At 67.5% G+C, this 13,778-nt stretch carries 16 protein-coding genes; 7 read left to right on the top strand and 9 right to left on the bottom strand.

Translation table 11 applies throughout. From position 1 onward, the window contains the following. Positions 1-156: 156 nt before the first annotated feature. The 8 genes from UC32_RS12345 to UC32_RS12310 all read right to left on the bottom strand — a co-directional run bounded on the left by UC32_RS12345 (position 157) and on the right by UC32_RS12310 (position 7,861). Positions 157-927 carry an SDR family oxidoreductase gene (locus tag UC32_RS12345; protein WP_045731512.1) on the bottom strand — a complete coding sequence of 257 codons (771 nt, stop codon included), beginning with the start codon at positions 925-927 and terminating at the stop codon, positions 157-159. Then, entirely contained in the window at positions 924-1,838 is a 915-nt protein-coding gene (locus tag UC32_RS12340; RefSeq protein ID WP_045731511.1) for an NAD(P)-dependent oxidoreductase, read from the bottom strand. The genes UC32_RS12345 and UC32_RS12340 overlap by 4 nt, the downstream gene beginning before the upstream one ends. Further along, a complete protein-coding gene (locus UC32_RS12335) occupies positions 1,835-3,184 on the bottom strand; it encodes an MFS transporter (RefSeq protein WP_045731510.1) in 1,350 nt (449 codons plus the stop codon). The genes UC32_RS12340 and UC32_RS12335 overlap by 4 nt, the downstream gene beginning before the upstream one ends. A gap of 171 nt (positions 3,185-3,355) precedes the next feature. Continuing rightward, the gene (locus UC32_RS12330) at positions 3,356-4,153 is read right to left on the bottom strand and encodes an IclR family transcriptional regulator (protein ID WP_045731509.1); all 798 of its coding nucleotides are present in this window, start codon (positions 4,151-4,153) and stop codon (positions 3,356-3,358) included. A 94-nt stretch (positions 4,154-4,247) separates the two neighbouring features. Beyond that, positions 4,248-4,985: a fumarylacetoacetate hydrolase family protein gene (locus tag UC32_RS12325; protein WP_045731508.1), complete on the bottom strand. Its 738-nt coding sequence runs from the start codon at positions 4,983-4,985 to the stop codon at positions 4,248-4,250. 18 nt (positions 4,986-5,003) lie between these two features. Further along, a complete protein-coding gene (locus tag UC32_RS12320) occupies positions 5,004-6,053 on the bottom strand; it encodes a D-2-hydroxyacid dehydrogenase (RefSeq protein ID WP_045731507.1) in 1,050 nt (349 codons plus the stop codon). Positions 6,054-6,122: 69 nt separating this feature from the next. After that, positions 6,123-7,403: a Y-family DNA polymerase gene (locus UC32_RS12315; RefSeq protein WP_200896381.1), complete on the bottom strand. Its 1,281-nt coding sequence runs from the start codon at positions 7,401-7,403 to the stop codon at positions 6,123-6,125. A gap of 26 nt (positions 7,404-7,429) precedes the next feature. Beyond that, complete coding sequence (locus tag UC32_RS12310) at positions 7,430-7,861, bottom strand: LexA family protein (RefSeq protein WP_045731506.1); 432 nt, start codon at positions 7,859-7,861, stop codon at positions 7,430-7,432. A gap of 130 nt (positions 7,862-7,991) precedes the next feature. Here UC32_RS12310 and UC32_RS12305 point away from each other — a divergent pair, with 130 nt between their 5' ends. The 4 genes from UC32_RS12305 to UC32_RS12290 are packed head-to-tail and all read left to right on the top strand — an operon-like array spanning position 7,992 to position 10,854. Next, positions 7,992-8,342, top strand: coding sequence for an ArsR/SmtB family transcription factor (locus UC32_RS12305; RefSeq protein WP_082072098.1), 351 nt, complete (start codon positions 7,992-7,994; stop codon positions 8,340-8,342). Continuing rightward, on the top strand, positions 8,339-9,040 hold the full coding sequence (locus UC32_RS12300) for an aquaporin (protein WP_045731505.1): 702 nt from the start codon (positions 8,339-8,341) through the stop codon (positions 9,038-9,040). Before UC32_RS12305 ends, UC32_RS12300 begins: the two co-directional genes overlap by 4 nt. Then, entirely contained in the window at positions 9,037-9,447 is a 411-nt protein-coding gene (locus tag UC32_RS12295) for an arsenate reductase ArsC (protein WP_045731504.1), read from the top strand. Before UC32_RS12300 ends, UC32_RS12295 begins: the two co-directional genes overlap by 4 nt. Positions 9,448-9,459: 12 nt before the next feature. Then, positions 9,460-10,854 (top strand): FAD-dependent oxidoreductase, encoded by a 1,395-nt coding sequence (locus UC32_RS12290; protein WP_045731503.1) that lies wholly within the window; start codon positions 9,460-9,462, stop codon positions 10,852-10,854. Positions 10,855-10,898: 44 nt separating this feature from the next. On the opposite strand, the gene UC32_RS12285 is transcribed toward UC32_RS12290, so the two are convergent. Continuing rightward, positions 10,899-11,432 carry a hypothetical protein gene (locus tag UC32_RS12285; RefSeq protein ID WP_045731502.1) on the bottom strand — a complete coding sequence of 178 codons (534 nt, stop codon included), beginning with the start codon at positions 11,430-11,432 and terminating at the stop codon, positions 10,899-10,901. A gap of 280 nt (positions 11,433-11,712) precedes the next feature. On the opposite strand from UC32_RS12285, the gene UC32_RS12280 reads away from it, so the two are divergent. The 3 genes from UC32_RS12280 (at position 11,713) to UC32_RS12270 (ending at position 13,774) form a co-directional block, all read left to right on the top strand. After that, positions 11,713-12,531, top strand: a complete 819-nt coding sequence (locus UC32_RS12280) for a Cof-type HAD-IIB family hydrolase (protein ID WP_045731501.1) — start codon at positions 11,713-11,715, stop codon at positions 12,529-12,531. Between the two features lie 117 nt (positions 12,532-12,648). Continuing rightward, positions 12,649-12,897 (top strand): hypothetical protein, encoded by a 249-nt coding sequence (locus tag UC32_RS12275; protein WP_045731500.1) that lies wholly within the window; start codon positions 12,649-12,651, stop codon positions 12,895-12,897. A gap of 46 nt (positions 12,898-12,943) precedes the next feature. Then, positions 12,944-13,774 carry a glycerophosphodiester phosphodiesterase gene (locus UC32_RS12270; RefSeq protein ID WP_045731499.1) on the top strand — a complete coding sequence of 277 codons (831 nt, stop codon included), beginning with the start codon at positions 12,944-12,946 and terminating at the stop codon, positions 13,772-13,774. The last annotated feature ends 4 nt before the right edge of the window (positions 13,775-13,778 follow it).

The raw sequence follows: 13,778 nt of genomic DNA, 5'->3' as shown, positions 1-13,778 counted from the left end.
TGCTGAGACGAGATTACGGAGCGCCCAGCAGGGCCACAATGATCCGTGTAGCAGGCGTTCACGGGACGACGCGAAGCCGCAATGCAGCGTCGCGGAGCGTCACGGAAGGTCGCGCAGCGTCTTGTTGGCACCCGGAAATCCGGGTGCCAACTCCCGCTAAACCACCACTGTCATGCCGCCGTCGATGAAGATGGTTTGGCCGTTGACGAACCCCGAACCGTCCGAGGCAAGCCACACCACCGGGCCTGCGAGGTCCTGCGGGGTACCCCAGCGCCGGGCCGGCGTCCTGCCCAGGATCCAGGAGTTGAACTGCTCGTCGTCCACCAGGTTCTGCGTCATCTCCGTATGGATGTAGCCGGGTGCGATGGCGTTGATCTGCAGCCCTGACGACGCCCACTCCGCCGTCATGGCGCGGGTCAGGTTCCGCAGCCCGCCCTTCGCGGCGACATACGGGGCTATGGTGGGCCGGGCCAGGTCCGCCTGCACCGAACAGATGTTGATGATCTTGCCGCGGCCCCGGGGGACCATCACGCGGGCTGCCGCGCGGCCCACCAGGAAGGCGCTGGTGAGGTCGGTGCTGATGACCCGTTCCCAGTCCCTGACAGCGAGGTCCAGCATGGGGACGCGGTGCTGGATTCCGGCGTTATTGACGAGGATCTCCAGGGGTCCGACGTTCTCCTCCACCCAGGCAACGCCCCGTTCGGCGTCGCTGTCCCGGGTGACGTCGAACGCGCAGCGGCGGATCCGTCCCGGGGCGAAGTCCGCTGCCATTGCCGCCTCGGCGGCTTCGAGCCGCTCCGCGTTGACCCCGTTCAGGACCACCGTGGCGCCGGCCTCCGCCAGTGCCCGGGCGAGGGCGTTGCCGATGCCTCGGCTGGAACCGGTGACCAGGGCGGTGCGTCCGGCAAGGTCAAACAGTTGGCTCACCGCGGTGCCTTCCCGGCGCCGGCGGCGCTGAGGTTGGCGACGGCCTGCCGCACCACGGCAAGGTCCTGGTCTCCCAGCCCCTGTGCCACCAGCTCGGTGTACAGCTCGAATCCGGCGGACGCCATGGGTGTTGCCGTACCTGCGCTGCGTGCACTGTCCAGCACGAAGGACAGGTCCTTGCGCATGAATTTGGCCGGCCCTGTGGGTGTGTAATCCTTTGCTGCCAGCCGGGGTCCCACCTGGTCCAGCACACGGCTGCCCGCCAAGCCGCCGGACAGCACTTCGAAGAGGGCGTGAATATCCAGGCCTGAGCGTTCGGCCAGCTCCGCGGCTTCGGCGAGTGCCGCCGTCGTAGTTCCCACCACCAGCTGGTTGCATGCCTTGGCCAGGGAGCCTGCACCCAGGCCGCCCAGCCGCCGGACCGCCGCGCCCATGGTTTCCAGGACCGGCAGCGCACGTGCGAAGTCCGCCTCCGAGCCGCCTGCCATGATGGCCAGGGTTCCCTGGCGCGCGCCGTCCGTGCCGCCACTGACCGGCGCATCGAGCACCGAGGCGTTCCCGGCGCTCGCCTCGGCCACCGCGAGGCCAAACGCCTGCACCCCCACCGGCGACACGCTGCTCATGACCACCACGAGCGTCCCTGGCGCGGGCGGCGCCGTCCGCCACGCGGCCAGGAGGCCGGCCGCGGACTCTTCAATGAAGGGAAGGTCGGGGAGCATAAAGATGATGACAGGCTCGCCGCGCAGGTCCGCGACGTGTTCGACGCCGGTGCCGCCCAGGAGTTCGAGGTCCCGGACGGCTGCGGGGGAGCGGTTCCAGCCCTTCACCTGCCACCCTGCCTTGGCCAGGTTGGCGGCCATCGGCGCCCCCATGAGGCCCAGGCCCACGAAGCCGACGGGCCCGCGCGTCATTTGGCGTCCTCCACGACCACCAGATCGCGGCCGTTCGTTTCGGGGGTGAAGAACGTGGTGGCGAAGGAGATCCCGGCCAGAACCAGTGAGTAGATGGCGGGAACCAGCCAGGAATGGTTGGTCGCCGCGAGCAGTGCCACACCGATCATCGGTGCAAAGCCGCCTGCCAGTACAGCGGAGAGTTCCCTGCTGAGGGCCACCCCGGTGAAGCGGTGCTGCGAGCCGAAGAGTTCCGGCAGCAGGGCGCACTGGGGGCCCAGCATGGACTGCACGCCGATGGCGATGCCCACCACCATGACCACCCACACCAGGGTGACGTTGCCCAGCGTGACCAGGTAGAAGGCCGGGAGGGCGATGACGGCCTGGAACAGGGCGCCGTAGCGGTAGACGGGAACCCGGCCGAACCGGTCGGACAGCGCGCCGAAGGTGACTACGAGGACCGCAGCGAATCCGGCGGCGATCAGCAGGCCGGTGGGGCCGATGAACTTGTCGCCGGCGAACACGCCGGCCGGCATGCTGATGAAGGACACCAGCAGCGCCGAGTAGATGGACGAGTTTCCGTTTTCGCCCATCCGCAGGCCGATGCCCACCAGTACGTTCTTTTTGGAGTGCTTCCAGATCTGGCCCACCGGGTTCTTAACCACGGCCTTGTGCTTTTCCAGCTCCTGGAAGACCGGGGTCTCCTTGAGCTTGAGCCGGATGAACACGGCGATGACAATCAGGATGACGCTGGCCAGGAACGGCACGCGCCAGAGCCAGCCCTGCAGGACTTCCTTGTCCGCCAGGGCCATCAGGGCGAAGGTGCCGGCACCCAGGAGCGTGCCCAGCTGGATGCCCACGAACGGCAGTGACGCGAAGAATCCACGACGGCGGCGCGGGGCCACCTCGGAGATCAGCGTTGTGGCGCCTGCCTGCTCGGCTCCGGCACCCAGGCCCTGGAGGATGCGAAGTGTCACCAGCAACACCGCCCCCAGCATCCCCGCCTGCTCAAAGGTGGGGAGGAGTCCGATGGCGAAGCTGGCCATGCCCATCAGGCCGATGGTCAGGATCAGCACCATCTTGCGGCCAAAACGGTCCCCGATGTACCCGAAGACCACACCGCCGAACGGCCGGGCCGCGAAGCCGACGCCGTAGGTTGCGAAGGAGGCGATGACGGCTCCGCTGTCGCCCAGCGGGGCGAAGAACAGCGGGCCGAAGATCAGGGCCGAGGCCAGGCCGTAGATGTAGAAGTCGTAGTACTCCAGGGCCGAACCCACGGAGCTGGCAAGGGTTGCCCTTCGCAGCTGCTCCGGATCGACGACGGCGCCGTCCGCATCGGTCTGCGGTGATTTAGTACGAGTTGTCACGAGAACTCCCTCTAACGCACTCCAGGCCCCCGTTGGCCTGGCGGGATAGCGGCAACACCTGTTGTGTCGATCACTATGCTGAACACAATACAGCAAGCTGAACAACTGGCAACAGTTTTTTGTTTTGTTGAGAGGCGGAGTTCCCCTGTGGCTCAGAGTCCGGTGGTGCGGCTAGCCCATGGGGTTACCCAGGGAGTGGGCCAGCTCCTTGAGCTCCTTGACCATCTGCGAGCCCTGCTCCGGGGTGTAGGTGGCCTTCAGTGCCGTCACCGACAACCCCAGGCTGGGCCCATGGGCGCCCCGCGTGGGGACGGAGACGGCCAGGCACACCACGCCCGTGGTGCTTTCCTCATCCTCGAAGGCATAGCCCTGCTCGCGTATTTGGCGCAGCTGCGCCTTCAGTGCTGCCCCCGTGCGCAGCGACTTGGGTGTGAGGACCGGCAGTTCGGCGTCGTCGGGGAACATCTCCTCAATGTCGTGAACGTTCAGGCGGGCAATCAGCGCCTTGCCCACGGCGCAAAGGGAGACGGGCATCTTGTCGCCGATGTTGGAGGTGAGGCGGACTGCCGGGTGGCCTTCGTAGCGGGCAAGGTAGATGACGTTGGTTCCATCCAGCATGGCGATCCGGACCGTTTCTCCCGAGAGCACGGATGCCTGTTCGCAGTAGCGGTAGAACTCCTGGACCTCGTCCATCCGGCCCAGGTAGGCGGCTCCGAGCTCCACCAGCTTGCGGCCCAGGGTGAATTCCGCCCCTTGCCGGGTGATCAGCCGGGCTTCCTCGAGTGCAAGCAGAAGGTTGGAGGTGGAGGACTTGGGAATGCCCACCTCCCGCGAGAGGTCGCTGAGGGTCAGCCGGCCCGTTGCAGAAGCAGCCAGCGCATCCAGGACGGCGGCCGCGCGCGTGACTGCCGGTGCCGGCGAGGCGGCTCCCGACTTATCCGGTGATGCGGGGGTGCGGGAATCGGCCATGATTCTCCTTCGGTTGCCGGGGCTGACTGCAGTGTCCGTTCAGTCAACTGAACGCTATCCATCATAAGGGCCCCGGCGGCCGGGCACTCGCGTGCTAGCAGACGGTGCTGGTCAGCGTTCCGATGCCCTCCACCGCAATGTCCACGCGGTCGCCCGGCTCCACGGGCACCGCCGTGCCCGGCGCGCCGGTCATGACCACATCCCCAGCCTCAAGCGTCAGCCAGGACGTGACGTAGACAAGGCAGTCCACCACCGTCGAGGGCAGATTGAACGTGCCGGAGTTGGCTTTGGGTACTCCGTTGACGCGGACGTCAATGCCGGCGCGTTCGGGATCCGGGAGGGCGGTCTCTATCCACGGTCCAAGGGGCGTGTAATTGACGCCGGCCTTGCCTTGGAAGTTTCGCTCGTCCACCGCGTTCTGGTCCACGTTGGTGACGTCGTTGACGCAGGTGTAGCCCAGGACGTGGTCCAGGGCGTTCTCTGCGGTCAGGCCGGCCGCGCTCTTGCCGATCACCACGGCGAGTTCACCTTCGACGTGCACCGCGCCGCGGCCGCGTGCGGCGACGATTTGGTCCCCGGGTCCGGCCACTGTGTGGACGGACTTATGCCAGGCCTGGATGGGCAGCGGGTGGTCGTTGAGGGTCAGGTTGTGGCCGATGCCTACGACTACCGCCGGGGCAATTGGCGCGAGGAATTTCGCCTCACCCGCGGGGGTGCTGCCGCCGGTGTAGTAAAGGGGTTCCTCGAACGGGCTGCGGATGTGTTCCCATTGCCCGGCCCGTTCCACGGCGTGCCGGGCACCTTCGGCGGTGCTGATTCTGGCGATGCGCATTTGGTTCTCCCCGCCGGTCTAGTAGAAGTGGACCGTGTCCACGAGGTGCGGGAGGTCCCCGCCGTCGAGGAAGGTGCGGAGGTTGCTGCAGAAGCGCTCGGTGATCAGGCGGTTTTCGGCGGCGCTGAGGGCGGAAGTGTGAGGGGAAACCATGACGTTGGGGTGCTTCCATAGGGGGCTGTCCTGAGGCAGCGGCTCGACCGCGAAGACGTCCAGGCAGGCGTAGCCCACCTGGCCGTTGTCCAGTGCCTCCAGCAGGGCTTCTTCGTCCACCACGGTTCCCCGGCCCACGTTGACGAAGGTGGTTCCGGGCTTCATGGCGGCAAACAGTTCGCGGTTGAACAGCTTTTCTGTGTAGGCGGTTCCGGGCAGCGTATTGACCACGGCGTCTGCCGTGGCGAGGAGGGCGGGCAGGCCTGCGTTGTCCACCACCTGGTCAATACCTTCGATCGGTTCGACGGTGCGCTTGCTGCCGCTCACCTTCATGCCCAGCGCCCGGGCGATCCGGGCCGTTTCCAGTCCGATTTCACCCAGGCCGCTGACCACCAGGGTGGAGCCGTTCACCAGGCGGGTGGGGACCCGCAGGTCGGGCCAGATCTTCGCGGCCTGGTCCTGGGCCAGTTCGGCGCTGCGCTTGAAGCCGTTCAGGATCCCCAGTGCCGCGAATTCCGCCAGCGGAAGGGCGTGGACTCCGGCGGAGGTGGTGATTCGAAACTTCTGCAGGGCATCGGAGCTGAGGCCGGAGGCCTTGACCGCCCCGCCTGCCCCTGCGGCCATGGCGTGGACCCATTCGAGGCCCGGATTGTCACGGGCGATCCGGGAAAGGCCCGCCGGGCTTTCGTTGGGAAGCCCGTACAGCACCTGGGCTCTGCTGAGCATGGCCCAGTACCGTTCTTCCTGCTCCTCAGTACGTTGGAAAGCGGGATCACCGGCGTGGTCCGCCGGGAAGCGTTCCGGTGGCAGGAGGTCCGGCTCGTAGAGAACGGTGACGGATGGGTCGACGGCACGGATCTGGTCCACGAGCTCTGCCTCGAGCGGGACGGCGATGGCCACAGTCTTGGAAGTCATGCGTTCACTATACTGTCTGTTGGCTAATATGCTGAACGAATCACGCCGTATTTCGGGCGAGAGCGCCGTTCACGCGGCCCTGACCACGGGGAGTTCGTCCCAGTGGGTGGTGTACCGTGGCGAGCGCATGTCCCGCTTCATGGTCCAGTCCAGTCCTGTCTTGATTCCGGCGTGGCCCAGTCCGATGGATCCCCGCCCAAAGCGTTTGCTGACGTCCTCCAGCAGCGGGCCGATGCCGCGTTCCTCATGCGGGTTTTCGAACGGCTCCAGCGGCGGCTGGTTCCCGCTGGGCCGCAGGTCGGTGAGCATGATTCCCGCCTTCGCGTACTTGAGCCCGTCCCGGATCTGGGGCAAAAGCGCATGTGCCGCCCTGGCCAGCAGGAGCGGGTCCGCCGTCGGCGTTGGCAGCGAAACGCAGACGGACGGGTAGGCCTGTTCCTGCTGCCGGAAGGGTGACGTGGCGGCGAAGGCCGTCAGGACCTTAGCCTGCAGCCCGTGTTTGGACAGCCTGGCGCTCGCCTGCTGTCCATAGATACCCAGGACCTGCCGCAGCCCTTCGGCAGTGGTGACGGGGGTGGCGAAGGAGCGGGAGAAGATCAGCTGGTCCCGGCCGATGCGCTCCTCTTCCATGGGAATGCAGGGGGTGCCCCGCAATTCGAGCACCGTCCGCATCAGCACTACCGAAAACTTGTCCCGGATCATCACCGGGTCCGCCCGGACCAGGTCCCGGACGGTGAAGATTCCCAGGACGTTGAGCCGCCTGGTCAGCCTTCCGGCGATGCCCCAGATCTCATCCACCGGCAGCCGGGCCAGCAGGTTGTCCTGGACATCGTGGGGGACCGCCTCCCATAAACAGACCCCGCCAAAGGCCGGGTTGTTCTTGGCCCACTTGTTGCAGAGCTTGGCGAGGGTCTTGGTGGGTGCGATGCCCACGCACACGGGGACGCCCACGTGCCGGCGGACGGCGTCCCTGATGGTCCGTCCGAGGGGGAGGAGCTGGTCCGGTTCCCCTTTGACCCCCAGGAAGGCTTCGTCGATGCTGTACACCTCAAGCCATGCCGAATAGCGCCCCAGAAGTTCCATGACCCGGGCGCTGATGTCGCCGTAAAGCTCGTAGTTGCTGGATTTCGCCACCAGCCCCCACTCCTTGGCCCGCGGCGCGAGCTTGAACCAGGGCTCGCCGGTGGCGATGCCCAGTGCCTTGGCCTCGGGGGAGCGGGTGACGGCGCAGCCGTCGTTGTTGGACAGGATCACCAGCGGGCGGCCCTCCAGTGAGGGGTCGAAAGCCCGCTCGGCGGAAGCGTAGAAGCAGTTGACGTCCACGTGGGCGATCTGCGGCATGCTGCGCATCAGTGCAGGCTTAGCCACGGCGGGGCTCACACATGGTGCAGGCACCTGGTGGCGACGCCCCAGATGGTCAGGTCCGAAAGTGCCGGCACCTTAATGTCCGGGTAGCGGGGATTTTCCGCCTGCAGGACGACTCCGCGGGCCGTGATGCGGAGGCGCTTTACGGTGAGTTCGCCGTCAAGTACGGCAATCACCACGGAGCCGTCCTTGGGTTCCAGTGCGCGGTTGACGATCAGCTCGTCGCCGTCGCTGATACCGGCGCCTTCCATGGAGTTGCCGGTGACCCGAACAACAAAAGTGCTGGTGATGTCCTTGATCAGATGCGCGTTCAGGTCTATCCGCCCGTCGAAGTAGTCCTGTGCCGGCGAGGGAAAGCCGGCCGCGACTGCAACGGGGGAGATCAACACCGAGAACAGCGACGCGCCTGCATCTATCACGCGAGGCCCGACAATAACGCCCACAACACACCCTTATTCGAAAATATGTTCGATAAGTTCAGTGTAGCGCCGAATACCGACAATGCGCCCCCGGCGGCTGCGACCGGGCACTCTTGCGCAAGACATAGACACATGTAAATATTTACATGTGTCTATGTCTCTGGAGCTGACCCCGGTCGAAGCCGCCGCCTGCTGTTCGCCGTTGGCCCGGCAGCCATTATCCGAGTCAGAAGCCGAGGGAATTGCGCCGCTGTTGAAGGCGCTCGCGGATCCCGTCCGGCTGCGCCTCATGTCCATCGTGGCCTCGCATGAGGGCGGGGAAGCCTGCGTCTGCGACTTGAACGATGCTTTCGAGCTATCCCAGCCCACTATCAGCCACCACCTGAAAATCCTCCATGAGGCCGGCCTGCTGGACCGGGAAAAGCGCGGCGTCTGGGTCTACTACCGCGCCCGCGCCGAGGCCCTGCAGAACCTGGCCGCGCTGATCGGAGGACAGGCGCAGTGAGCGTCCTTCCCCGGCGGGCCCTGGCCGAGTTCGTGGGCACCGCCTTCCTGCTGATGGCCGTCGTTGGCTCCGGCGTCATGGCTTCCAGGCTGTCCCCGGACGACGCCGGCCTGCAGCTTCTGCAGAACAGCCTCGCCACGGGTGCCGCGCTGGTGGCGCTGATCGTGGCACTGCAGCCGGTGTCGGCGTCGTTCAATCCCGTGGTCACCCTGGTGGAGCGGGCGCTGGGCATGATCGATACCCGCACGGCGGCAGGCCTGGCCGGGGCCCAGGTCCTGGGCGGGCTGACCGGCACTGTGGCGGCGAACCTGATGTTCGGGCTGGACGCGGTGACAGTTTCATCGCACGTCCGCACCGGTCCCGCGCTCTGGCTGGGCGAGGTGATCGCCACGGTTGGGCTGCTGGTGGTCATCTTCGGCAGCGTCCGCTCCGGCCGGGCGGACCGGGTGGCGTTCGCCGTCGGCGGGTACATCACTGCCGCGTACTGGTTCACCAGCTCCACCAGCTTCGCCAACCCGGCCGTGACCATCGCCCGGACCGTCACGGACACCTTCGCCGGCATCGCGCCGCCGTCGGCCCCCGCCTTCATCCTCGCCCAGCTGCTGGGCGGCGCCGCCGGGTACGTCCTGGTCCGGTTCCTTTACCCACCCACTGCAACTCCCGCCGTCGTTCCGGCTGACCGAAAGGTGCACTCATGAGCCAGAAGCCCTCCGTCCTGTTTGTCTGCGTGCACAATGCGGGCCGCTCCCAGATGGCCGCCGCGTTCCTCACCAGCCTCTCCCGGGGCGCCGTCGAGGTCCGCTCCGCCGGGTCGCAGCCTGCGGAGAAGGTGAACCCGGCCGCCGTGGAGGCCATGTCCGAGGTGGGCATCGACATGTCCGCGGAGATCCCCAAGGTCCTCACCACCGAGGCGGTCAAGGACTCCGACGTCGTCATCACCATGGGCTGCGGCGACGAGTGCCCCTACTTCCCGGGCAAGCGCTACGAGGACTGGGTCCTGGAGGATCCCGCCGGCAAGGGTGTGGACTCAGTCCGGCCCATCCGCGACGAGATCAAGGGCCGCGTCGAAGCCCTGATCGCCTCCCTTATCCCTGCGCAGAGCTGAAAGGTGCACACCATGACATCACCGGAATCCCTGCCGGTAGCCGTGATCGGCGCCGGACCCGTGGGCCTGGCCGCGGCCGCGCACCTGCTGGAACGCGGCCTGGAACCGCTGGTCTTCGAGGCCGGCTCCACCGTGGGCGCCGCCATCCGGCAATGGGGGCACGTCCGGGTCTTCTCCACTTGGAAGTACAACCTCGACGCCGCCTCGGTGCGGCTGCTCGAGCGCAACGGCTGGGAAGCGCCGCGGCCCACCGCGCTGCCGTACGGCTCCCAGATCGTGTCCGAGTATTTGGAGCCGCTGGCCGCCACACCGGAACTGAAGGACCGGATCCGGACCGGCTCCCGGGTTGTCGCCGTCACCCGGCAGGGCATGGACAAGGGCAGCAGCCAGGGCCGGGACAGTGCCCCGTTCCTCCTGCGCATAGAGCACGACGGCGGCCAGGTCACCGAGGTGCCGGCCCGCGCCGTGATCGATACGTCCGGTACCTGGAGCAGCCCGGCGCCGCTGGGATCCTCCGGGCTGGCCGTGCCGGGTGAGGCCGAGGCGCGTGCCGCCGGGCTGGTCACCGGTCCGCTGCCGGACGTTGCCGCCGGTGGCTTCGCCGGACGCCGCACCTTGGTGGTCGGTTCGGGCCATTCGGCCGCCAACATGGTGCTGGACCTGGCGCGCGTGTCCCGGGCCAACCCCGGCACCGAGGTCCTGTGGGCCATCCGCGCCGCCACCCCGGCCCGGGCCTACGGCGGCGGCGACGCCGACCAATTGCCCGCCCGCGGCCAGCTCGGGGCCAGGCTCCGCACCGCCGTTGAGAGCGGAGCCGTGCAGCTGCTGACGGGCTTCCACACCGTGTCCCTCGACGTGCAGGGTGGTGCCGTGACTGTGCACGCCGCCGACGGCCGCAGTGTGGAGGTGGACCGGGTCATTCCGGCCACCGGGTTCAGGCCGGACCTGTCCATCCTGTCCGAGCTCCGCCTGGACCTCGACCCGGCCGTGGAAGCGCCGAAGGCCCTCGGCCCGCTGATCGATCCGGACTTCCACAGCTGCGGAACCGTGCCCGCCCACGGTGCCAAAGTCCTCGCCCAGCCGGAAAAGGACTTTTACCTTGCCGGGATGAAGTCCTACGGCCGGGCACCCACCTTCCTGATGGCCACCGGGTACGAACAGGTCCGCTCCATCGCTGCCGCCCTGGCCGGAGACGCCGAAGCTGCGGACGCCGTCGAACTCAAACTGCCCGAAACCGGCGTCTGCTCCACCAGCATCCCGGACGACGGCGCAGTAATCGCGGAATCCTGCTGCGGAACCCCGGAGCCCGCCCCGGTGACGATCGGCTTCGCAACAGGCCTGCAGCACGGCCGCTCCGGCGAAACTGCCCCTGTGTCGATTGGACTTGGAGGGCGCCCGCGGCACTGACCAGTCCGCGGGCGCCCAGGTCCAGCAGGCGTTGCGTCAGCTGGCTACTTCGGGCAGCTCAGGTCCGGGTTGAACGCCGCGAACATGCCGTCCGGGTTGTCCCGCCATACCCAGGCGTGGAGTGCGAAGGAACCGGGGAACGGCCCGTCTTCGAACTTCAGCCCGGCAATCGAGGGCCGATTTTTCGCGGTTGAAATAAACTCGGCGGCCACCAGCCGGTACCGCCCGTTCCGGTCCGGCATGTAGACGAGGACTTCGGGCTTGCGGGCCTGGGTCTTGTCATCGATCAGCTCCTGCTTGGCGTAGTGGAATCCCATCGCCCCCACGCCTGGCATGTCGATGCACTCGGTGATCTTCTTGTAGCCGTCCGCCTCGGCGTTCTCCAGCCAGCGGTAATCGTCCGTGACGTGGCGCAGTACCCTGACCAGCCGGCGCTGGTCGTCGTTATTCCGCCAGTCATCACCCTTGTCTGACCCTCCGTGCCCGGATCCGCCGTGTGCCACGGCAGTCCCCGGGGCGAGCCCCAGCGCAAGCAGTGCTGCGGCGGTGGAAAGTACCCCATTTTTGGTGCGGTTCATCGTTGATCTTCTGCCCCTCTGAGACCTTTTGTTTCCTCAAGGGATGCGCAGCGCGGGAACACGGGTCCCACCTTCGCCGGATGCCGGCCGGGCTCCCGGGTCCGCCGGTGACTGGGCCGCACACGGCAAAGGGTGCGTCGTTCACCGTAGGCGGCGCTTCCAGTATGCCCCCAGCCGAAAACGCGCCGCTACGCTACGGGCCGGTAGTAGGGGAACCATCGGACCTTCCCGGCGGAGCCCCCGCGCAGGCGCCTCCCGGCAACCCACGTAGACTTGCAGGATGCGGTTGGTGGCAAGCGATATAGACGGAACGATCCTCGGGCACGACGGGAAAATCAGCCCCCGCACCATCCGGGCCTTCCACGCCTGCCGTGATGCCGGCGTCGAGCTCGTCTTCGTCACCGGCCGGCCGCCGCGCTGGCTCCACCCGCTTGAGGAACAGCTGGGCCACACGGGCCGCGTGATCTGCTCCAACGGCGCCGTGGTCTGGGACCTGGAAGCCGGCCGCCTGGTGTCCGCCCGCACCCTGGCCATCGATGCCGTCCTGGAAATCCGCCGCATCATCAAGGACCTTCGCCCCGCCGCGCTGTTCGCCGCCGAAACCCTCACCGGTTTCCATCTTGAGCCTGGCTTCATCGAGAACGAATCCAGCGAACTGCTGGCCCAGTTCACCCCGGCGCCGCTGCGCGAAACGCTCACGGCGGACGACGCCGTCGTGAAGTTCCTCGCCATCGTCCGCGACGGCACCCCCGATGACTTCCTCGCTGAGGTGGCGCCCGCCGTCGGACACCTTGCCTCCGCAACGCACTCTTCGCCCGGCGTCGCCATGCTCGAACTGTCCCTGCCCGGCGTCAACAAGGCCGTCACCCTCGCTGAGTACGCCGCCGCGCTGGGAATCGGCGCCGCGGACGTGGTGGCGTTCGGCGACATGCCCAACGACATCGAGATGCTCCGCTGGGCGGGCCACGGGTACGCCATGGCCAGCGGCCACCCCGAGGCCATCCGCGCGGCAGGGCAGCAGGCGCCGTATTTTGACGACGACGGCGTGGCCCAGGTCCTTGAGGAACGCCTCGCTTCCCTGGGGGTACCGCACTCCTGACGCCGGTAGTCCCGGCTGGCGCCGTATTCACAGGTTGCGCTCACTTGCCGTTCACCTTCAGTCCGTAGCGTGAAAGCCGGAGAGCAGGCACCTCTCCCGCCGGCTAAGGGGACGAACATGGCACGAAGCGCAAAGCACCAGACCGCTGACATACCGCTGCGCAGGGCAACGCCAGCGCCGCACTGGAAGAAGCTCCGGCAGGGGGACCGCGTCCGCGTCCAGCTCTCGCCGGGATTTGACGCGGCAGGCGTGGTGGACGCCATCACCGCCGACCACTCGGCTGTGTGGGTGCACCTCGACGGCGGCCGCGGCCGGACACTGCTTCACTGCGGCGACGGCGTGGAAATCTTCCCTTACGGGGACTGACCCCACCCGCCCCTGACGGGCGCGCCGGCTCCGGTACGCTCACACTGTGAGCCTGCCGTTCTTCCACCACCCCGGGGCCGATGGCGCCCCGCTTCCCATCGCCATGGCGCACCGCGGGTTTTCCGTGGACGGCCTGGAGAACTCGATGGCAGCGTTCCGCGCAGCTGCCGAGCTGGGCTGCCGCTACCTCGAAACCGACGTCCACACCACGTCCGACGGCGTGCTCCTCCTTTTCCACGACGGCACCCTGGACCGCGTGACGGACGGCAGCGGCCGCGTTGCCGAGCTGCCCGCGCGGGATGTTGCCGGTGCCCGGATCGGCCGACGTGAGCCGATTCCGACTTTCGAAGAACTCGTCACCGCCCTGCCGAACGCCCGTCTGAACCTGGACGTCAAGGACTGGGGCTCGGTCCGCAGCACCGTCGAAGCCATCGAACGCCACGGCGTCCACGACCGCGTACTCATCGCCAGCTTCTCGGACCGGCGGCGGCGGGCCGTGCTGAAGCAGCTCACCCGGCCGGTTGCCGCGTCAGCGGGCGTCGTATCCAACGCCCTGTTCACGCTGCTCGGACCGGTGGTGCCCGGCCCGGCGTTCCGCTGGCTGATGCGCTGGGTCCTGCGGGACGTGCACGCGCTGCAGGTGCCCGTGCGCTACGGCGCGGTGCCGGTGGTGACGTCCGGTTTCCTGCGGCGCGCAGAGTCCCTGGTGCTGGTGGTCCACGTCTGGACCATCAACGACCCCGCCGAGATGCGCCGGCTCCTGGACCTCGGCGTGGCAGGCATCGTGACCGACCGTGCAGACTTGCTGCGCCAGGTGCTCGAGGAACGTGGCGAGTGGCCGGGCCCGGCCGGTGCTGCCGAAAACCCGAACATCTAGGTGT

This window comes from Pseudarthrobacter chlorophenolicus (assembly GCF_000962805.1).
GTDB classification, from domain to species: domain Bacteria; phylum Actinomycetota; class Actinomycetes; order Actinomycetales; family Micrococcaceae; genus Arthrobacter; species Arthrobacter chlorophenolicus_A.
Note: the sequence above shows the minus strand (reverse complement) of the source record. Positions and strands in the feature narration are given on the sequence as shown.